Raw genomic sequence first — 22054 nt, 5'->3', positions numbered from 1 at the left:
TATACTAAACAAGTTGTAGTTTCAATTATTTATTATACGGAGTTCTGATTAAAATATATACAAAAAATACTTTGGCTTATCTATTAATATATTGTAACTTTATCAGACATTAAATATCAATAGGCATTTAATTTCTTCATTTTGAAAATTCAACTCAGATTTGTTATTTCACATCTTACGATTATTTTATTGCTCCTGTTTCCTACAATTACATTTTCACAGGGCAAACTAGCGCAGCGTAGGCAAGATTTCTATGCAAGTGCCAAGCTTGGAAAATTATTTGTTCAGAAATTAAACCTTGGAGCAAAAAGCTACTCATATAATCAGGATACATTGCTTAAGTATTATAACCTACTTTTAAAAGAATATCAAAGCCAAGATGATTCTCTTAATAAAGCACGTAATATCATTTGGTTATATGAAATTGGATATATTCAGGCGAGTCTAAATCAAATCGATTTAGCTATTAAAACTTTTGAACAAGCTTTAAAACTTACAAGTAAGCAAAATAATCCAAGAGCCTATAAATACCTTAAAATAGAATTAGGAGATGCTTATCGGATGGTAGGTAAGAAAAAAAAATCAAATGAGACTTTTTTAGAACTTTTAGACTTACCTATAATGCAAAAAGACACTGCTGAACGAATAAATTGTCTTCGTATAATGGCAGAAAACTATGAATACCTGAAAGAATACCAAAAAGCTATGGAGTTATCATTACAACTCTATAATTACGCTCTCGAAAAAAACGATTACAACATGGCCTCCTATAAATTAATTCAAATGGGGCGAATGGCTGCATTTATAGAATCAGACACAAACTATTTCGAGTATTTTCATTTGGCAAATAGTATGGCTAGAAGATCTAGGATACAAAGACGTATTGGAAATAACTTAATTAATACAGGCAATGCCTATCGTGATGCAGGTTATCCAAAAAAGGCTTTAAGTTATTTACTTGATGCTTACAAATATAAAGATTACTTTACCACCTACGGATATGTATACAACCTACTTAGTTTAAGTTCTACCTATTTTGAGCTGGATAGTATTCCACAATCCTATGCTTATGCCCAAAAATCCATGCAAATATCAAAGAAGATAGATGCATACAATTATGTATATCAATCAAGTATAAGGCTAGCCAATTGCTATATAAAGATGAATGTAAATGACTCAGCTAAAATATACCTACAAAATGCTATAAGGCTTACTAAAGATATGGATAATAAGAATAGGTTAGTAAACTTGTATAAACAGCTGTCCAATGTATGTATCAAAATTGAGGATTATGCTGCGGCCGTGGCATATCTTGATTCTTCTTATATTAAATATACTAAACTTATTACAGAAACAAATGATAACAAACTAGCAGAGTTGAGAATTGAATCTGATTATTATATTCATAGAACCCGAATAAACGAATTAGTTTCTAATAACATAATAGAAAAAGAAAAGAGTAAACAACTTTCAATAACTGTTATTAGTATAACAATCGCCTTAGTTATAAGTATTTTTTCTGCTATCATAATTAGAAAACGACTTAAACAAACACAAGAATCATACGTTAATCTGGTTAAGAAAAATATAGAACTCGATAAATTAAATCATCAATTGCATGAATGCGAAATAAGACCAACAAGAAAAGCTAAACACGAAAACATTAAGAATGAAGATGTCATTATTCAAAAGCTGAAAAAGCTTTTGTATACAGATGAAATATTTAAAAATTCCAATATATCACTCTCAAGCTTAGCAGAAGAACTAGAAACAAACACCTCCTACTTATCAGCTATTGTAAATAATCATTTTAATAGTAATCTAAGAAGCCTCCTTAATAAACACCGGATTGACAAAGCTAGAAAAATGCTGGTATCTGAGGAATTTAAACACTATAGTATGGAAGGGATTGCCAGTGAAGTTGGCTTCAAATCCCGCTCTGGTTTTTACCAAACATTTAAAATAATTACAGGTTTAACCCCTAGCCTTTATATTAAAAATTACAGATTAATTGAACAATACTCTGATGATATAGAAGAAGCCGAAAACGGCATTAATATATAATCTACCTCATAAATTAACCGAAATAGCAGATAAACAAATCTACTTGTCCTATTTTATAAATCAAGACATACAAATATTGTATTGAGATTACTATCTTATTTACTTTGCTTTAGTTAACAATCAAAGCTACAAATGAGAAAAATACACTATAATGTACAACGCCAAACAGAATATAACAAAACTAAAAATACATAAGTCTAATATTATGACACAAAAAACTATTTATCTCTTAATTATTGGACTTCTGATTTCAGGAATGGCCTATTCGCAATTAATAGTAAAAAAAGTATCATCAGAACTTGCACTTGACGGATTACTTGAAGAAACTTTCTGGGATATCTCAAATGAAATCACAGCCAACGAAAATTCAACAAGTACAGCATCTTTCGGAGTATTGTGGGACGAAACCTACTTATATGTGGGAGTTAATGTTACAGATGCACTCCTCTGTACAAACAAAAGACAAGGCTATTACGACGATGGAGTTGAAATTTACATAGATGGTAACAATCAAGGAACAACTTTTGACGACTACGACAGATTATTTGTAAAACCAATCAGAAGTTATTGGATTCAAGAAATGGAAGAACGTTATGAAGGTGTAATTCATAAATATATTGAAAATGCCAATGGCTATACTATGGAGTTTGCTATTCCTTGGGATAATTTCAACGTAAATCCATCAGCAGGAATGGATATAGGCTTCAATATGATAATTAACGATGATCAATACCCTAACAACCAGCACAATGTTCCACAAAGATTATATTGGGTAGCAGATTATAACTATGACTCCGATCCTTCAACTTGGGGAACACTTACTTTGTCGAGCGAAACAACGTCATATTCTGCGGATTACATCGCCCTAATCGATCCAAACGGAGGTGATTTCTGCATCAATAACAAAACAACAGATATTCACTGGGTAAGCGAGGGAATTACAAATATTGATATTGAATATAGCAACACTAACGGTAGCAGTTGGAATTCAATTGCAACAAATTTATCGGCTAACTCAAACTCATATGCTTGGAATGTTGCTGCAACACCTTCTGATCAATGTTTGATTAGAATATCTGAAACAGGAAATTCTTCCTTAAATGATATTAGTGAAAGTGTATTTACAATTTCGGCACCTTTAACAGGTGTTGAGCCTCTTATTCCAAATACTTGGAAGAATTATCAATGGCCCTATAATGCCTATTTTCCAGAAGATCCTAATGGAATAAACGGTCGTGTTGGAAGTGCATGCGGGCACGCAACATTGGCAAGAACAATGCATTATTGGGAGTTTCCTATTATAGGAAATGACGCATTAGATTTTACCGATAATGCAGGACATCGTTGGACAGCAAATTTTGCTGCTACGACTTATAATTACGATAATATGCCAAATTATCTGCCACCAAACAGTACAGAAGAAGAATATAAAGATGTTGCAACACTTACTTATCACGCCGCAACGTCAATGAATGATTATTGGGGAAGCGGAGGAGACTTAGCTAATATGTCTTATGCATTGAGCCATTATTTTAATTACAAAGTGAGTACACCAACCATAAGAACTGGCTTTACAAAAGCCAAATGGATTCAGTTATTAATGCATGAACTTGATAATGGAAGAGTTCTTCTGATTGATGGTATGACAACAGAGGTACTTGGAGGCTGGCATGTGAACAACTGGGTTGCAGGACATTGGTTCCATGTGGATGGATATAATGAAGAAGGTCTGTTTCATGGCATTCTTGGGTTTTCAGATGAAGATGGTTATTTCGATATTGAAGAATTATTTAATTATTCGGTAAATAATGGAGTCTTAATTGGTCTTGAGCCAAACCTAAATGGAAAAGAGCTTTCTTTATTAACTTATAACGCAGGAGAAAGTATTCAAGCAGGACAAGCCGTTCAAATAAATTGGAGTAGCACAGCTATTTCAAATCTAAAAATAGAATACACTATAGATAATGGACAAAATTGGATTGAAATAGTTGGTAGTACTTCCGCTTCAACGGAAAGCTATAATTGGACAACACCCAATATCACCTCTGATGAATGCAAAATAAAACTAACAGATGTAGACGAAATTAATGTATACGATAAAAGCAATAAAGCCTTCTCTATCTCACTCTACGAATTAGTACTAAAAGCTCCAAACGGTGGAGAATCTTTTATTGCAGGTGATGTAACAGAGATTACTTGGGAAAGTACTCCTGTTGAGAATATTAAGATTGAATATTCTAGTAATAATGGGGCAAACTGGAGCGAAGTAACCGGTAATACAGCCACAGTTTCCGGAAGTTATGATTGGACTATCCCGAATGAAATATCAAATGAATGTTTAATAAAAATAACGGATATCGCAGATGCCTCTGTTTCAGATATCAGTGAAAATACGTTTAACATTATTGAAGCAAACAATGCAGGTGGCCCTTATCTTACGGATGACAATACAGTTTTATTAATGCACTTTAATGGAAACCTAACTAATAATTCTACATTATCTACTGATGGGTCTCCTCACGGAAATGAAATTTCTTATGGTTCTGATGCGCTCACAGACCAGAATCAGAATCTTAATCTTGATGGATATTCTTATATAACAATTCCTCATAATGAAAATCTAAACCTCAGTGGTGATTGGACAATTGAAGCATGGATTAAAGTTACCGAGTATTTTTCAAATGCTAGCTCTATTATTGTGAGAAAACCAGGAGATACAGATGATTACTATTCTAATTATGCTTTAGAATTACAACCTTGGTGGGGAAATGTTTTACACGGGCTCTATTTTTCCGATGAACAAACACGTGTGAATATTACCGAAATGTCGCCAAGTTTAAATCAATGGTATCATGTTGCATTTTTAAGAGATGCATCAAACTCTGAGATTAGTATAATTGTTCATGATGAGAATTGGAACGAGGTATCTTCAAGCTCAAAAAGTTATTCTGGAAACGATATGCTGTTATCTTCTCAAGATATCCGAATAGGAGAAGCATTTAAAGGCTATATAGATGAACTAAGAATAAGCAATGTCGTCCGTAGTTTCGAAAACACAGAAACCGGAATAGATCATAAAGATTATGGCAGCTTAATCTCTCTGTATCCAAATCCGGCAAGTAAGCATATTTATATTTCTTCTTCTGAAATTGTAAATCTTTCTATTGTTACTATAACAGGACAAAAAATTATAGAAATAAATAATTTTTTAAATGGGAATATAGATATATCAGCCCTAAAAAAAGGCGTTTACATTGTTCTATTCTCCTACGAAAAAGGAGTAGCAAGCAAAAGGCTTATTATTGAAAGATAGTTTTATAAGATATACAAACAAGGTGGAGACTTGAACCCACTTGAATAAACAGGGCGGAAACCGAAAAGCCAAATGAGTAGGTTAAATAATTAAATAAAATTATTATGAAAAATTTAAAATTATTATCAGGCATCATGATTTTTATTATCATTTTTTTAATGGGCTGTGGAGGAGGCTCTTCCTCTAAGAATAACGAATATCTAGGCGAACTTCCTTCAATCGAAAAAAAATATGCAAATCAAATAGATAAAAAGAGCAAGGAAATTGAAGAATGTACTGATATGAAAGATGCATTCAAACTTGATAAAGAGAAAAAATTACTTAAGGAAGAAAAGAAAAAAGCAATTGAAGAATATGTTGCATCTCACCCATTAATTAAAGATTTACCTTTTCAGGCTCTTCCCAACAATAAATACACCATTAACAAAGTGGTAGTTAACAAAGCTACATCAGGTAATCTAAATATTAAGTTTTTAATAACTATCAATGAAGAAATAAAAGGTAAATATGGTTCAACTAACAAAAACTTATTCATCTATTTCAAAGCCGTAGATTCTGAAGGGAATTATATACCAAACTCTACAACTGTCGCAACAAATTTTAAAAGTGTGCTATTAACTGCCGGAACAGAATATGAAGCATTTGGTAGTTGGCAAAACAAAGCCACTAGAAATATGGAAGACTTTGCTAAAATAGTTGAGATAACAAGAGAGGAATACGATAAAAACAAAAGAAAATAAAGAGAGATTATGAATATCCAAGAATAATTAGCGTATTTAACCAAAGGCATTGATTTTTTTAGTCTGTGCCTTTGGCTTAAATTATATTTTTTTACAATTCTTCACAGAGGAATCTCCTGCCAACCAACCTGTAGAATAAGCTATTTGCAAATTATACCCCCCCGTTTTAGCATCTAAATCTATCATTTCACCGGCAAAATACAATCCTGATATCAATTTAGATTCCATTGTTTTAGGATATATTTCCTTAGTTAAAACACCTCCTGCCGTAATAATAGCTTCTTTAAAAGAGCGAGAATGGCTTACTTTAAAACGCAAATTTTTCAACAAATTACGGATTTTCTTACGTTCTTTTGAGGAAATCTGATGACATTCTTTTTCGGGATCAAATTCTAAAAGCTCAATAAAAACAGGAATCATAGAAGACGGTAACCAGTTTCGAAAAATATTAATAATTTTTTTCTTACCATGCTCATTCAAGTCACGGATTAATCGCTTATCTAGTTTTTGCTCATCAAGAGCAGGTTTTAAATCAATGCTGATTTCAACTTTATTATTCTTTTGTAATTCTGCCACCATAATTCTACTTAAGGTAAGAATAATTGGACCTGAAAGACCAAAATGTGTAAAAATCATCTCTCCAAAATCTTCACCCGCTTTTTTACCATTTACCCAAACAACAGCTTTTACATTTTTTAAGTTTAAACCTTGTAATTTTTGTGCTATTCCCCCTTCGGTTTCAACAGGAACCAATGCGGGCATAGGCTTTTCAATGGTATGCCCTACCCTTCTAACAAGCTCATAACCTTCACCATTTGATCCTGTTGCGGGATAAGATTTTCCGCCCGTAGAAAGAATAACACTCTTAGCCAAAAATTCTTGTCCGTTTGCAACTACACCTTCTATCGTATTATTATCTACCAGTAATTTCTCAACTTTAAAATTAGTCCGAATTTCCACTTTCAAATCGTTAATCCAATGCAAAAGTGCATCTAAAACATCTTTAGCTTTGTTGTTTGTAGGAAAATATCGACCACCTCTTTCTAAGCTTACTTCAACTCCATATTTCTCCAAAAGATCTATAATATCGCGAGAATAATACTGAGCAAAAGCATTTCTTAGAAATTTCCCATTGGGATATACATATTTGATAAACTCACCCACAGAAGCGTCATTGGTAATATTGCATCTCCCTTTTCCTGTAATTAAAAGCTTATGTCCGGGATGCCTCATCTTCTCAAGGATAAGAACTTTAGCGCCCAATTCCGCAGCTCTTCCAGCTGCTATTAAACCTGCAGGACCGCCTCCCACAACTATTACATCAAATTTATTCATCGGCTGCAAAGGTAGCTTTTATTCTCTCTTTTTTATTAGAAAAAACAAGTAGCTAAAAAGGATGAAAACAAAATAATTACTGTGCTGTCTTATCTTTATCCTTCACAAAAACAACGGATACTGCGCCAAGAAGCATCAAAATACCAGCCATCATAATGGAGTATATAGGATCATCGTGGAAGAAATATTCTAAGATTAAACCTCCAAAAATACCATTGATAATTTGCGGAATTGTAATTGACATATTAAACAATCCCATAAACATACCCATCTTATTAGCAGGAATAGAATTAGCTAACATAGCATAAGGCATCGCTAAAATAGAACCCCAAGCAAAGCCAATTCCTATCATTGGAACAATTAAGAAATGGTAGTCGGTAATGATAAAAAACGACAGAAAAGACAAACCACCTAAAGTCAAGGCCAAGCTATGCGTTAATCGTCGTCCCACTTTCTTTGCAATAACAGGCAATAACAATGCTAATATTGCCGATACGCCATTATAAATACCAAATAATATTCCAACCCAGTTTCCGGCTTCTTGATAAGCCATACTGTTAGGATCAGTTGTTCCAAAGAAATGCTGAGCAACAGTTGGAGTAGTATATACCCACATAGAAAAAAGGGCAAACCAAGAAAAAAACTGAACTAACAAAAGTTGCCACATTAAAGTAGGAATCTTAAACTTCTCCTTTTTTCCAAATTCCTTGGCTGATTTATCTTCATAAAATTCAGGTGGATATTCTTTTGTGGTGACCACTGTCCAAACAATGGCACTAATTAATACGGCAGCACCTATATAAAAAGACCAAACCACATTTGGAGGCACAATCCCACTCACGTCAGAATCTCCTGCAAAACCAAAGAAATTGCTTAAAATATAAGGCAACCAAGACCCCACAACGGCTCCAATACCAATCAATAAGGTTTGAACCGAAAATCCGAGAGTATGCTGTTCGTCGGGTAATTTATCTGCTACCAAAGCACGAAATGGTTCCATCGAAATATTAATCGAAGCATCCATTATCATCAGTAAACCACCACCTATAAACATAGGGGCAATATAACCCGCAAAATGTGGAGCATTTGGCATTAAAATTAGAGCTATGGTTGTTAAAACTGCTCCAGTTAAAAAATAAGGTCTCCGACGACCAAAACGATTCCAAGTTTTATCGCTCATTAAACCGATAATAGGCTGAATAATCATTCCGGTAATTGGAGCCACTAGCCAAAACCAACTCAAATGATGAACATCGGCACCAAAAGTTAATAAAATACGACTAGCATTAGCATTCTGAAGAGCAAATCCAAATTGAATTCCTAAAAATCCAAAACTCATATTCCAGATTTGCCAAAAACTAAGTTTAGGCTTTTGCATAATTAATTTTTTTGGTTAAAAATTTTATAATTACAAGGGGATAAAAGTAAGGATAAATTTTACACGTCCTAATCTGGAAAATGAGAATACTTAAAGATACAGAAGCAAACCTTCGTATTTCTAAATAGAAAACTCAATATTCCTTATTCATCGCATTTTTCACAATATTCTTTTAACCAAATAGCACAGTCATCAATACTCTTAAATAAATATTTTTCGGGAATTACATCGGGAATTAGATTATTTTTCTTGAACAAGTAAAGAGGCTGGGGATGAGTCATCGTAAGAACAACAGTAATCCCCATTTTTTGCATTTCCTTAATCACTTCTTCAAGCGCGTATAAACCAGATTGATCAATAAAAGGAACCTTTTTCATTCTAAAAATAATCACTTTGGCATTGGAAGGTATTTTATTTATTCGTTCCAAAATCTTAGCCGCAACGCCAAAAAATATAGGCCCATCAAAACGCTTTATATACACATAATCCCATTTATTAAATGATAAGTTAAGCTCATCGTCCCAGGCTACTTCTCTATCGTATTTATCGACTTTGCTTAAAGAGGTATTCCCTTCAACCATATCGCTTGCCTTTCGCATAAATATTACAGAGGCAATAACCATTCCTATACCAACAGCTTGTAATAAATCTACAAAAACAGTAAGAAGAAGGACTAAAATTAAAATAAAAGCATCTGATTTAGAAATGCTTACTATACTCTTCAATCCTCTCACATCAACAATACCAATCCCTACTGTAAACAGTACACCTGCAAGAGCAGACAAAGGAATATATGCCACATATCTCCCTAATCCTAAGATAATAAGCATCAATAACAAGGCGTGAATAACACCAGACAACCTTGTTTTACCACCTGATTTAATATTAACTACAGTTCGCATAGTAGCTCCTGCACCTGGAATTCCGCCAAAAAATGAAGCCGCAATATTTCCAATCCCTTGACCTATTAATTCTTTATTGCTATTGTGCTTTGTTCTGGTGATATTATCTGCTACAACTGATGTTAATAAGGAATCCAGTATTCCCAAACCGGCTAAAGTTATGGCAGGAATTAGAACCAGATTTAAGTCGGAAAACTGAAGCCCCGAGAGCGAAGCTATTTTCAGAGTGGGAAGTCCACTTGGCATATGACCAATTAGAGGAGTATCCATTGGAAACAACACGCTGATTAACGAAATTACGACAAGAGCAACCAATGTTGAGGGAACAATTTTAGTGATTTTTGGGAAAATATAAATTATCAATACCGTCCCAATTGTTAAAGCTACAGAAACAAAATTTAATACGGATAAAGCCTGAGGAAGTTCAAGAAAGACATCTATTATTCTGGTTGGTGATGCTAAACCTAGGGCGGGGAAAATTTGAAAAATAATAATGATTACGCCTATTCCACTCATAAAACCTGATAGTACAGGATAAGGAATATACTTTATATATTTTCCGATTTTCAGGAAGCCAAAAATGATTTGAAATACACCAGACAATAAAAAAGTAAGGATTATCAGTCCCATTGCATCATTAATATTGCCGTATTTAGAAATTGCTAAAGCAACAATAGAGGCTGATAAAACCGTCATTGGTCCTGTTGGTCCACTTATTTGTGTTTTAGTTCCTCCAAAGATAGCGGCAAAAAGCCCCAATATCATTGCGCCATACAAACCTGCACTGGCTCCTAATCCCGACTGCACACCAAAAGCTAGAGCCAATGGCAAGGCAACAATTCCAGCAGTTAGGCCACCAAAAATGTCTCCTTTTAAATTACTAAATTTCATAATGTATTCTTAGAATAATAATTCGTATTTATCTACTTTCCAACACTTTAACATCTCCAGAATCTTAGTCGTTTCAGGCTAGTTTAAAGCAAGGACAAATTATTATTCTTGCAAAAAGGAATAGGTAATGTTGCGGCTGCAAATATACAGCTTTCCTATAACATTAAGGAGAATTCGATATAAGATTTGAGGAATTATTTGTTACGAATTTGGATAAAAAATCAACTTTAAACCTATTTCTATTCTGATAGTTCTACATCAGATTTTACTAATTCTGTAACATTTATTGTTGGCAACAAAAACTTATTAAATTTTGTATTTTCCGTTTTGCTATGAAGAACGCCTCGTAAAGTGCCTATAGTTAACATTACCAAATGAGAAGCAAATCCTTTTGGTAAAACCATTTCTTTATCCTCTTTTTGAAAACTTTCCCAAGCTGTATTATCAATGGCAAAATGGTTCCCAACTTCAACAACTAAAAAAGGAGATTTCTCTTGTTCAAAACGAACTTTAACAAAAGCAACAAGACCTTTATTTTCCACATCAAGACCAAACCTTAAGTCGATACCTAACTGTATTTCCTTATCAGAACCTAAATATGCTTCTTCAATAACTGCAAATTGTTCTGTACTTATCTTCCGCAATGAAAACCCTATTGGATTATTTTTTCTTTTTCCTTTTTTAGCCATAACTTACAGTGCTCTCATTTAATAATTTCTCCTCAACGTAGACATCACTTTCTGAATAGATGACTCCGGATTTAGCATCAGTTCCTGTTGAAGAATAGATATTGAAATACACATACTTTTCTTTATAAATGTACTCTGTCTTTTCCGAAGTTTTCGAAACACCCATTAAATCAATAGCCAAAGCTTTTTCTAATTTTGAAATGGTTTCCAGAGTAAGGTTCTCTTTCCCTTTCACAATCTTGTTAACGTATTGTGGCGAAACACCAATTATTTCTGCTAAGTTTTTTTGTGAAATCTTCTCTTTACGAAGTGTTCTCAACACTTTTAGAGCAATTTTTTGAGAATGTTTTAGCCATTCCTTATTTTCTTGCCTTTTGTTAGCTTTCTCAATCCAATCGGACTTAGTTGCCAAACTATTTAAATTATCTCTTATCTCGCTCATAATTTCTTTATATCTCAAAGAATTCTATCAAACTATCACTATCAATTATTCCTTCTTCAATCAAGGCTTGCTTTACGCTTTTTAATTTTTCCAATTCTTCTAACAAATGCGTTCGTTCATTCATTGTTCTAGTTAATTTAATTGCTCCTCCCGTTATTACGAATGTATTGGCTTCTAACCTTATAGCGTACATGCGCAACCAACTATTTCTAGCGGAGCCATATACTTTAGTTTTTTGATAACTGGGAATTGGATATTCATCTCTATTGTTTAATGGTTTAAAAAGAGTTTGTAAATTTTGGTAATCATCTGATTTTCCTTTTTCTGCAATCTCCTTTATTAATTGTTCTAGCCCCTCTGCTTCTACAAGTGTTTGTTCAACGGCATCTTCTACTGAAATATTTTTGTAAAAACCACTTTGTAAATCTTGTTCATGTTCTTCGAAAAAGGATTCCAAAATCTCAATGTCAGACCAATCTTCAAATAATCGGCTAAATTCATTGTCTTCAGTATCCTTATATTTAACAGCATATAAACTATCTTCAATAATGATTTGGACTGCAAATATACTATAATTACGCATAAAATAAACCTGTGAGTTGATTTTTTTCTTTTTTAACAAAAATTTATTTCCTAGTATCCCTCTAAATATGCATTTGATGTCCACATTATACAAATCAAAAAAATATCGGGACAGACGATTACGCTCACGTAAAGTTAGTAAAACTTTTCAATCGCCTCTACAAAATAAAGATGCTATTACTTCTGAGTCAAAAATAAATCTACTATTGCAATAGCCGCTACGGCTTCAATAATTACAGGAATTCGAAGAGCGATACAAGCATCGTGGCGACCGACAATATTAAAATCTTCCGTTTTATTCTTTGTTTGATTAAAGGAATGTTGCGTTTTACTAATGCTGGATGTTGGTTTAACAGCAACACGAAAAACCAATTCGTTGCCATTGCTTATACCTCCGTTTACACCTCCGGCATAATTCGTTTTTGTCTTTCCTGTAGCATCTAAAATTTCATCGTTATGCGCGCTACCTTTCATAGTTGCAGCAGCAAAACCGGAACCAAATTCAATGCCTTTAGTAGCAGGGATAGCAAATACCAAATGACTAATCATTGATTCTATCGAATCGAAAAAAGGTTCTCCCAAACCAATAGGGAGTCCATTTACCTTACATTCAATTAAACCTCCAACGGAATCACCATCAGCTAATGCTTTATCCACCATCAGCTCAATATCAGTACTTCCTCCCACTTCCATTACTTTGGCATCAAAATGTACATTTTTGAGTATTTGCTTAGCAATATATCCGGCAGCAACCAAACCTAAAGTTATTCTCCCTGAAAAATGGCCTCCACCTCGAGGATCATTAAACCCTTGATATTTCTGATTAGCGGTAAAATCAGCATGACCAGGGCGTGGAATTTCTTGAGTTTCATTATAATCGTGTGACCGCGTATTTGTATTTTCAAAAACGATAGCAATTGGAGCCCCAGTTGTTTTTCCTTGATAAACGCCACTCAGAATCTTTGGCAAATCGGGTTCTATCCGAGGCGTTGTTCCTCGCGCTCCACTTCTACGTCTATCAAAATCGGCTTTAAGATCTTCTTCTTTTAAAGAAATTCCAACCGGACAGCCATCAATAACAATTCCAATTCCTTCGCCATGCGATTCGCCAAAAATAGACAGTTTAAATTTTCTACCAAATGTGTTCATAATCTATGTTTTATGATTTAATCAGCAAATCTAAAAGTACTTCCTGATTGTAATCATTTTTACTTAATTTTATTCCTGTAAACAATTCAAAAGCAGGGATGGCTTGGTGTAACAGCCAATGTTCACCTCCTATCAATTGCCTAATATTACTTCCTTCATAAACTGAATGAGGATAAGAAGCATCTAATATTGTTAAGCCCGAATGTAAATCTTCCAATTTAAGTAACTGAATATTAGCCGGCAAAGTGTCAATCAAAATATCTGCCTCAGTAACAGCATTTTGCAAATCTTTTATTTTTATAAAATTCACATCAAATTCCTCGGCTAAATCCTTTGCTTTATCCTCGCTTCGATTATAAATTTGTATTCTAACATTTCTTTTCTTTAAACCAAATATAGCTGCTCTAGCGGCACCACCGGCACCTAATACCAAACATTTTTTTAAAGATAAGTCATTTCCATTTTCTTCCAGAGCGTGTAATACGCCTAAATAATCAGTATTAAATCCAAGTAGTTTTCCTTCTTTAAAAACCACCGTATTTACACTACCTATTTTGTTGGCATCATCTGATAATTTATCCAAAAACGGCAAAATACTTTGTTTGAAAGGTGCAGTAATATTTATAGCTGTATACCCCATTTCAAAAAGATTCGGGATTTCGTCAGCAGTATTGAGAAGAATTTTCTCATAGCTCGCATTAAATTTTAAAGTATCAAACAAAAACTGAAAAATAATAGGGCTCTTACTATGTTCAATAGGATTTCCAACGACAGCTAGTTTCATATTCTACCTGTTTTAATACGGTGATATAGATCTACTGTTTGCTGAAAATCCATTTGTCCGGGAGCCGTTTTTTCTTGTTCTGAAAAAGCTGCATAAGTAAATGGAGCCCCAAGGGTTAATATTTTAGCTCTTGATTCCCTCCCTTTTTCACCCATAGCAAAGGCAACTATATCGTCAAAACGTTGATATAAACTATATACCCTATCCACATCAGAAGTTACACTCGCTGTTGTGATAATTTTAGCTATATCGGCTCCTAAATCAAAAGCCTTATAGACACTTTCTTGCAACTGCATATAGTTAGGTGTTAAAGCATAATTATGCTGAGAAAGAATAAGTTGTGTGTTAGACAAACTCATTTCAGATTTTAAATCACGAATCAAATCAAAATCAGTTTCAAAATCCAAATCAATATAATCAACCTCACTTTCCAAGGCCAATGAATAAGCTTTTAATCGTTTATTATAACTCCAAGAATTTGGTCGACAAGTAAATATCAACTTTTCCGGTAATATCAACTTAGAAATACTTTCCAAAGAAATTGACGATAGATCAAAACGAAGTTCAGCAAATAACTTAGGTGTACTAAATATCTCATTGGCACTTTCCAACGAATTAAAATGTACACTTCGGCATATCCGTAAACTTAAATCTTCCATTCTATTTCTTATCTCTATTTGAAAATGTAAAAGTAGGAAATTCTACAAAAGCAAAATTGCAATAATTATGTTCATTTTTTAAAAAATTATGTATGTTTGAAGTATGGAGAAAAAATTGAATAAAATACATTGGAAAGCAGGGACTATGGTATATCCACTTCCTGCCGCCATGGTCAGTTGTGGGAATAGTCCTGATAACTACAATATTATAACTATTGCTTGGACAGGGACTACAAACACCACACCTCCAATGGCTTATGTCTCCATCAGAAAAAGCAGACATTCTCATCATTTAATAGCTGAAAGTGGCGAGTTTGTAATTAATCTCACAAATAAAGACCTAGCTTTTGCAACAGATTGGTGTGGGGTAAAATCGGGTCGTGATTTTGATAAATTTAAAGAAATGAAGCTAACTCCCATAAAAGGCGAAAAAGTTAATGCTCCTATTATTGCCGAATCGCCAATAAATATTGAATGTAAAGTAAAGCAAATAATTTCTCAAGGCTCTCATGATATGTTCTTAGCCGAAGTAGTACACGTTCAAGCTACAAAAGCATTATTAAACCCGACAACAGGAAAATTTGATTTTAACAAAAGCATACCTATTGTTTACTCACATGGCGAATATCATGAAGTTGGAAAATTTATTGGCAAATTTGGCTATTCCGTTATGAAAAAGAAAACAAGAAAGCGTTTAGCAAAAAAATGATATCCTAAGTTCGATATAAAGATTTCATTAATTTCAGGTATAAAATTTATGGTGTTGAAACAGAAACTTGCAATACTTTACCATTATAATATTTTGCTCCGGAGCAAGCAAATTCAGCTAAATATTCCCCCATTTCGTTGGCATTTATAGGAGCTTTATAATCGGGAAAAGCAGATCGTAACATTTCAGTATCTACAGCACCAAAGGCTAAAGCATTCACTTTAATATCTTTTTCCGTAAGTTCAGCAGCCAAACTTTCAGTAAAAATAGAAACAGCGCCTTTACTTGCAGAATACACACTCATACCCGGGAATTTTACACTCCCCTGAACTCCACCCATACTGCTCACATTAACAATATGCGCTCCTTCTTTCATCAAAGGAACAACAATCTGAGACAGGCGAAAAGCAGCTTTTATATTTACACCAAAAGATTGATCAAAATCTTTAGAAGTAATTTCCAAAAAAGGTTTTGCTACCAAAAAACCGGCATTATTAATTAAAATATCTATCTGATTAAAATGATTCTTTATCGCATTTTCTAATGTTTTGAAATCATCATTATAAAAATCAAAAACCAAATAGTTTAAGTTCGAACTAGGGTGTTCAGCTTCAACTTTATTTTTTAATGCTAACAATTTTTCTTCGGAACGAGCAATGGCCAAAATATTATTTCCACATCTGTCGGCTAATTTTATAGCGGCATAATACCCTATTCCTTTACTGGCACCTGTTATAATTATATTCATTGTCTTGTTTTTTTAACAATAATCTTTCATAAAGTTACACTAAGATTTTTCTATATCTGTTAATTTTACAGCCTAATCTATTATAAATGGAGCCGTAGCTCGATTAAAAATGCCATGCATAAATGCGATAGCTAAACCATAATTCGTTACCGGAACTCCTGCTTCAATGGCAGGGCGTAAACGATTTTTTACTTGTTTTTGAGTAATCACACAACCACCGCATTGAATAACCAGAGCGTAATCCGTAATTGGTTTCTTCAATGCTTCTAATCCGGAAACCATTTCATATTCTATTTTTTTACCTGTAAAATCGTTTACCCATTTTGGGATTTTTACTTGTCCTATATCATCGCAAGAAACATGATGTGTACAAGACTCAAGCAATAATATTCTATCGCCATTTTTTAGTTCTGCCAACTTTGGTGTTCCCTCCAAATAAGCCTTAAAATTACCTTTTTGTCGAGCTAAAACAACACTAAAACCTGTAAGTGGAATTTCTGTCGGGACTACCGAATCTACAAATTTAAAAGCCTGACTATCTGTTACCACTAAAACGGGTTTTGGATGCATAATCTTGATATACTTCTCCAATTCTGTTTCGCGCAAAGTAACAACAACAGCGTGATTATCTAATATATCGCGAATAAGCTGTACTTGTGGCAAAATCATACGTCCAACAGGAGCTTCACTATCAATTGGAGTTACCAATAAAACTACATCATCTTTTTTTATAATATCTCCAATCAGACTATTAAAATGCAGGGCATTCCTAGGCATCATTTTATTAATTTCCTGATGAAGAAGCGATGTATTATCCTTCTTTAAGCAACTGAAATTAATCAATGGTACTTGTAGTCGAGCCGCTAATGCATTTGATTTGATTTTATCAATTGGAAAAATATCTGTTTTATTTTGAACAATCAAAAACGGAACATCTTGCTTTGAAAACAGCTCTACTAAATCATCTTCAAAAGACTCAAAAACATTATTTACAATTACAAGAATAGCCAAATCTATTTGACTTATTTGAAGGATACTTTTTTTGATTCGTTCCTGACCGAGCCTACTATCATCGTCAATACCAGCAGTATCGACAAGTATTACAGGACCCAAACCAGCAATCTCCATTGATTTCTTAACAGGATCGGTAGTCGTTCCGGCAATATCAGAAACAATAGCAATATCTTGATTTGCCAATGTATTTATCAAGCTGCTTTTACCATAATTACGTCTGCCAAAAATTCCAATATGTGGCTTTATGTCTTTTCCTCTACTCATAGTATACAGTATTTCTTTGTGCTCTTTGTGTGCTTAATTTGTAAACTTCAAGAAACAAAAACACCATCTTTTAAAATCAATTTCCTATCGCACATATTTGCAAGCTCTGTATTATGAGTTACTATAACAAAAGTTTGTTTAAACTCATCTCGCAAAGCGAAAAACAATTTATTTAACTCCTGAGTATTTTCGCTATCCAAATTTCCCGAAGGCTCATCAGCCAAAATAAGCTGAGGAGTATTAATTAACGCGCGAGCAATAGCTACTCGCTGTTGTTCTCCTCCTGAAAGCTCATTGGGTTTATGATTTAAACGATGACTCATTTGTAAGAAATCCAGTAATTCGGCAGCTCTTTTTTCGACTTGTTTTTTTTGCCGTTTACCAATAAAACCCGGTAAACAAACATTTTCTAAACTAGAAAACTCTGGTAAAAGGTGATGAAACTGGAAAACAAAACCAATATGTTTATTTCTAAAATCGGCCATTGCATCATCACTTAAAGCAAAGACATTTTCTCCTGCAATTTCCAATTCTCCTTTATCGGGGCGATCGAGGGTTCCCAAAATCTGGAGCAAAGTTGTTTTCCCCGCACCTGAAGTGCCGGTAACCCCAATTATTTCTCCTGATTGAATGCTCAGATTAATATCTCTAAGCACTTTTATTTCGCCATATGATTTGTATATTCCTTTAGCTGTTATCATAATCTATTTATCAAATACCAAGACGCTAAGATAAATTAAGTTTTCCAATGGAGAATAAAAAATGGCCTGTATCTATTGGCAGCAAAGCAACAATCATCCCCAATATGATAAAATATCAAGCTTTTCTACTCCAGCTCTTTAGTTACATGAAAGTAAGCTATCAGATCTTTTAAAATTTCAGCTTGTTGAGCAAGAGCCTCAGAATTTTTAGAAAAACGCGAAGATGAACTTGCATTCTGTTGGGTTATCAGATTTAATTGATTAATGGCTTCACTTACTTGATCGGCACCCATTTTTTGTTCTAAACTAGCAGCTGTAATTTCCTGAACTAAAACGGCAGTTTTTTCAATATCGGGAATAATTTCCATTAGCTTTTTAGTAGTTTTGTCCGCTAGTTCAACACCATTAGCTGACAGCTCATCAATTTGATTTGCTGCCTGTTGCGAACGTAAAGCCAATTTACGAACCTCATCGGCCACAACGGCAAATCCTTTTCCATGCTCTCCTGCCCTAGCTGCTTCAACAGCAGCATTAAGAGCCAAAATATTTGTCTGACGAGCTATTTCATCAATAATGGAGATTTTTTGTGCAATATCATTAATAGAGTGTGATAATGACTGTGTAAATTCATTCCCTTCTCGGATACCATCAACAGCCTTTAAAGCAATCTTCTTTGTTTCAAGAGCATTTTGTGAATTCTGATGAATATTTGATACCATTTCCTCCATAGAGGCGGATATTTCTTCAGAAGAAGCAGCTTGGCTATTTGATCCATCTGATAATTCTTCCGCAAAACGAGATAAGTCAGCACTTGATTTAGAAATAGTATTAGAACTAATAATAACTTCTGTGATAATAATTTTTAACTTCTCGGCCATTTCAGATAAAGATGAAGCAAGATCGCCGGTTTCATCAGTTTTATCACTTATCAATTTACCTTCTAAATTACCCGATGAAATTGTCTTTGCGAAATTAGCACTATCAACTATTGGTTTACTGATGGCTGTAGAAATAAAATAAATCAGAATATAAAGTACTAACAAACCGATAATTCCTACAATTATTGCATTACGAAAAACAAGATTTGCTTCTTGCATAATAATATGAACAGGAACTTCTATTCCTATCATCCATCTTTTCTGTGAGTTACCAATGGAAATAGGTGCAATTGCTACAAAATATCTATTACGATCTTTTTTATTAACATATTCAAACTCAAAATTTTTATTAAGCAGGGTTTCTTCTAAACCTCGTTTAAAATCTACGCTATCTCCTTGAAGATTTAAAAAGAAATCCTTTCCAATTAAAGAGTTATCTGAATGAGCCACCATTAACCTATTATTTGCCACTATGTATGATACCGTACCGGTAAAGGGATGAATATCTGCAATAATATCCTTCATAGTTTCCAAGGAAATATCAACTCCTAGCAAGCCATCAAATTCGCCATCCTTATTTTTAATGGGACAAGCTATCGTTGTCATTAAAACGCCTGCTAATTCAGGTGTTGTGACATCATAATAAGGATCAACAATCGTTTCTTCATTCAAATCTCTTATCACATAATAAGCCGATGTAAGATGCATATTATTTTCTTCTATACTTTCAGTTTTTGATTGTATGGAATTATCCTTTCGGAAATAAACACTTCGTAGCCTTCCATTTATTTTATCATATTTCTCATCAAGAGCTTTCTTTTCCCACGATAATCCAACAGACAAATAATGTTCATTATTTTCCATCCAATTAATCATTAGATCGTTATAAAAAATATCTCCGCTTTTTCTACTGTAATTTTTGTGATCGCCTAATGCATCACTTAATGTTCTGGTAGAAACCATAATCTTATTCAAGTCATCTTGGACTTTATTTCTATACTCACGAGCGTAAGCACTTGTTAAAGCAGCAGAATCAGAATAGGTCGATTTTTTTAATTGAAAACTGATGTATCCAATAGCAATGCCATAAACTACTGTCGCAATACCGAGGATATACAGATTTAATTTTGTCTTGAGGTTTAAACGCATGATTTTAAAAATATTTCTATATCTAAAACAGTAAATGTATAATAATTTTACAATATAAAATCTATTTCAATAATTAATGAATTAACAGGCTATTCTTCATAACTTACTTATAAACCTGAGCTTAATATAAAGAATAGACATTCCTTATACCAACTTAGGTTATAAGATCTAATTACAATTAATAAGCTACAATATTGTTTAATACATTAGGTTATACCGTTTTTATCCTTTTTTTTCACGCAAAAAAGTAATAGTTAATGTAACCAAATACCGTTTTACTAATCATAAATATAGGCTTTATTTTTAATTACTAACAAATAAAATATATTTTTGAATATGGATATTTTTCTCACTGTTTTAGCGGTCATTCTACTTTTAGTCGGTTTAATTGGAGCCATAATTCCCGTTATTCCCGGACCAATCATTAGCTATCTCGGCTTAGTTAGTTTATATTTTAGCAGTTACCAACCTTTTACCGACCGTTTTATGTTACTTTGGGCAGCACTTGCAATTGGCATTACAGCCTTAGATAATATTGTACCCATTCTTGGTACAAAAAAAATGGGAGGATCTAAAAAAGGTGTTTGGGGTAGTATTATCGGTTTATTTATAGGGTTAATCTTTATGGGACCTTTCGGAATATTAATTGGACCTTTTATTGGTGCTGTTATTGGCGAGCTTATCGGTGAAAAAGAATTTAATTCGGCATTAAAAGCGGGCTTTGGCAGCTTTTTGGGCTTTCTTACGGGAACACTCCTAAAATTAGTTTTCTCTATTTGGGTAGGCTATTATATTATTATAAATCTTTGGTTTCTTTAAAGAGAAGTATACCCTACTATATGTGAATTAAAAACAAAACTTAAGTTCTAATAATTTTCTTATTAAAACAATCACAAAAAATCCACATTGTTTATTTCCTTATAATTTAAACATTATCAGGTAGTTATAATTTATTCAGGATTTTATTTCAGAATTTTCTTGACAAAACTTATTAAGTATAATATATTTGCCGAACGATTTAACCAAATAGTTAAATTAAACAGTTAAAATATATGGTTAAAAAAAATACAGAAGAGAAAATAGTTCAAGCAGCTGAAAAGGTATTTATAGAAAAGGGGCTCGCGGGTGCGCGTATGCAAGAAATTGCTGATGAAGCCGGTATAAATAAAGCCCTTTTACATTATTATTACCGCTCTAAAGAAAAACTATTCGAGATGGTTTTTAAGATAGCATTTAGAGCATTAGCACCAAACCTCCTTAAAGCTTTTAACGGACCGGAGGACTTCTTTACAAAAATAGAACACTTTGTTTCTTCTTATCTAACCATCATCGATAAGAATCCACATATTCCGGGTTTCATTATAAATGAACTTAGTTCTAATCCCGACCGTTTGGAAACGATGGTGACACTTATGAACCTTGATTTCCAGCCCATTTATAATGCAATTGAAGATGAAATTGAAAAAAAGACAATTCGACCTATAGAGCCTTCGGAGCTAATACTTAATGTTTTAGCCCTTTGTATTTTTCCCATCGTAGCTAAACCTATGATAAAAGGAATTCTTTTTAAAGGATCGGAAGAAAAGTATAAACTGATGTTGGAAAAGCGTAAAAAAGAGGTGGCTCACTTTGTTATTTCGGCTATCAAAATTACAGATTAAGA

The 22054-nt window shown here is 33.4% G+C and carries 19 protein-coding genes; 6 read left to right on the top strand and 13 right to left on the bottom strand.

What is annotated here, in order from left to right; genetic code table 11:
• Nucleotides 1–141: 141 nt before the first annotated feature.
• The 3 genes from J7K39_11125 to J7K39_11115 all read left to right on the top strand — a co-directional run bounded on the left by J7K39_11125 (nt 142) and on the right by J7K39_11115 (nt 6117).
• On the top strand, nt 142–2064 hold the full coding sequence (locus J7K39_11125) for an AraC family transcriptional regulator (GenBank protein ID MCD6180443.1): 1923 nt from the start codon (nt 142–144) through the stop codon (nt 2062–2064).
• Between the two features lie 151 nt (nt 2065–2215).
• Complete coding sequence (locus J7K39_11120; GenBank protein ID MCD6180442.1) at nt 2216–5377, top strand: C10 family peptidase; 3162 nt, start codon at nt 2216–2218, stop codon at nt 5375–5377.
• 104 nt (nt 5378–5481) lie between these two features.
• Complete coding sequence (locus J7K39_11115) at nt 5482–6117, top strand: hypothetical protein (protein ID MCD6180441.1); 636 nt, start codon at nt 5482–5484, stop codon at nt 6115–6117.
• Nucleotides 6118–6198: 81 nt separating this feature from the next.
• Here J7K39_11115 and J7K39_11110 read toward each other — a convergent pair whose 3' ends face one another.
• From J7K39_11110 to J7K39_11070, 9 genes are all read right to left on the bottom strand, one after another.
• A complete protein-coding gene (locus J7K39_11110; GenBank protein ID MCD6180440.1) occupies nt 6199–7452 on the bottom strand; it encodes an NAD(P)/FAD-dependent oxidoreductase in 1254 nt (417 codons plus the stop codon).
• A gap of 76 nt (nt 7453–7528) precedes the next feature.
• The gene (locus tag J7K39_11105) at nt 7529–8833 is read right to left on the bottom strand and encodes an MFS transporter (protein MCD6180439.1); all 1305 of its coding nucleotides are present in this window, start codon (nt 8831–8833) and stop codon (nt 7529–7531) included.
• Between the two features lie 140 nt (nt 8834–8973).
• On the bottom strand, nt 8974–10623 hold the full coding sequence (locus J7K39_11100; protein MCD6180438.1) for a SulP family inorganic anion transporter: 1650 nt from the start codon (nt 10621–10623) through the stop codon (nt 8974–8976).
• A 239-nt stretch (nt 10624–10862) separates the two neighbouring features.
• Nucleotides 10863–11312 carry a hypothetical protein gene (locus tag J7K39_11095; GenBank protein ID MCD6180437.1) on the bottom strand — a complete coding sequence of 150 codons (450 nt, stop codon included), beginning with the start codon at nt 11310–11312 and terminating at the stop codon, nt 10863–10865.
• Entirely contained in the window at nt 11305–11754 is a 450-nt protein-coding gene (locus tag J7K39_11090) for a helix-turn-helix transcriptional regulator (protein MCD6180436.1), read from the bottom strand. Before J7K39_11090 ends, J7K39_11095 begins: the two co-directional genes overlap by 8 nt.
• Nucleotides 11755–11761: 7 nt before the next feature.
• Nucleotides 11762–12376: a hypothetical protein gene (locus J7K39_11085; GenBank protein ID MCD6180435.1), complete on the bottom strand. Its 615-nt coding sequence runs from the start codon at nt 12374–12376 to the stop codon at nt 11762–11764.
• A gap of 137 nt (nt 12377–12513) precedes the next feature.
• Complete coding sequence (locus J7K39_11080) at nt 12514–13485, bottom strand: chorismate synthase (protein MCD6180434.1); 972 nt, start codon at nt 13483–13485, stop codon at nt 12514–12516.
• A gap of 10 nt (nt 13486–13495) precedes the next feature.
• The gene (locus J7K39_11075; protein ID MCD6180433.1) at nt 13496–14269 is read right to left on the bottom strand and encodes a hypothetical protein; all 774 of its coding nucleotides are present in this window, start codon (nt 14267–14269) and stop codon (nt 13496–13498) included.
• On the bottom strand, nt 14266–14928 hold the full coding sequence (locus J7K39_11070) for a type I 3-dehydroquinate dehydratase (GenBank protein MCD6180432.1): 663 nt from the start codon (nt 14926–14928) through the stop codon (nt 14266–14268). Before J7K39_11070 ends, J7K39_11075 begins: the two co-directional genes overlap by 4 nt.
• Before the next feature lie 103 nt (nt 14929–15031).
• On the opposite strand from J7K39_11070, the gene J7K39_11065 reads away from it, so the two are divergent.
• Nucleotides 15032–15637: a flavin reductase family protein gene (locus J7K39_11065; GenBank protein MCD6180431.1), complete on the top strand. Its 606-nt coding sequence runs from the start codon at nt 15032–15034 to the stop codon at nt 15635–15637.
• Nucleotides 15638–15683: 46 nt separating this feature from the next.
• Here J7K39_11065 and J7K39_11060 read toward each other — a convergent pair whose 3' ends face one another.
• The 4 genes from J7K39_11060 to J7K39_11045 all read right to left on the bottom strand — a co-directional run bounded on the left by J7K39_11060 (nt 15684) and on the right by J7K39_11045 (nt 20391).
• Nucleotides 15684–16385 (bottom strand): SDR family oxidoreductase, encoded by a 702-nt coding sequence (locus tag J7K39_11060; GenBank protein ID MCD6180430.1) that lies wholly within the window; start codon nt 16383–16385, stop codon nt 15684–15686.
• 72 nt (nt 16386–16457) lie between these two features.
• Nucleotides 16458–17663 (bottom strand): [FeFe] hydrogenase H-cluster maturation GTPase HydF, encoded by a 1206-nt coding sequence (hydF, locus tag J7K39_11055; GenBank protein ID MCD6180429.1) that lies wholly within the window; start codon nt 17661–17663, stop codon nt 16458–16460.
• 47 nt (nt 17664–17710) lie between these two features.
• Entirely contained in the window at nt 17711–18364 is a 654-nt protein-coding gene (locus J7K39_11050; GenBank protein MCD6180428.1) for an ABC transporter ATP-binding protein, read from the bottom strand.
• 125 nt (nt 18365–18489) lie between these two features.
• Nucleotides 18490–20391 carry a hypothetical protein gene (locus J7K39_11045; protein MCD6180427.1) on the bottom strand — a complete coding sequence of 634 codons (1902 nt, stop codon included), beginning with the start codon at nt 20389–20391 and terminating at the stop codon, nt 18490–18492.
• 336 nt (nt 20392–20727) lie between these two features.
• Between J7K39_11045 and J7K39_11040 the strand changes: the two genes are divergently transcribed.
• Nucleotides 20728–21210 (top strand): DUF456 domain-containing protein, encoded by a 483-nt coding sequence (locus tag J7K39_11040; GenBank protein ID MCD6180426.1) that lies wholly within the window; start codon nt 20728–20730, stop codon nt 21208–21210.
• Between the two features lie 233 nt (nt 21211–21443).
• Nucleotides 21444–22052, top strand: a complete 609-nt coding sequence (locus J7K39_11035) for a TetR/AcrR family transcriptional regulator (protein ID MCD6180425.1) — start codon at nt 21444–21446, stop codon at nt 22050–22052.
• The last annotated feature ends 2 nt before the right edge of the window (nt 22053–22054 follow it).

This window comes from Bacteroidales bacterium, assembly GCA_021157585.1.
In the GTDB taxonomy this organism is placed as follows: Bacteria; Bacteroidota; Bacteroidia; order Bacteroidales; family UBA12170; genus UBA12170.
Note: the sequence above shows the minus strand (reverse complement) of the source record. Positions and strands in the feature narration are given on the sequence as shown.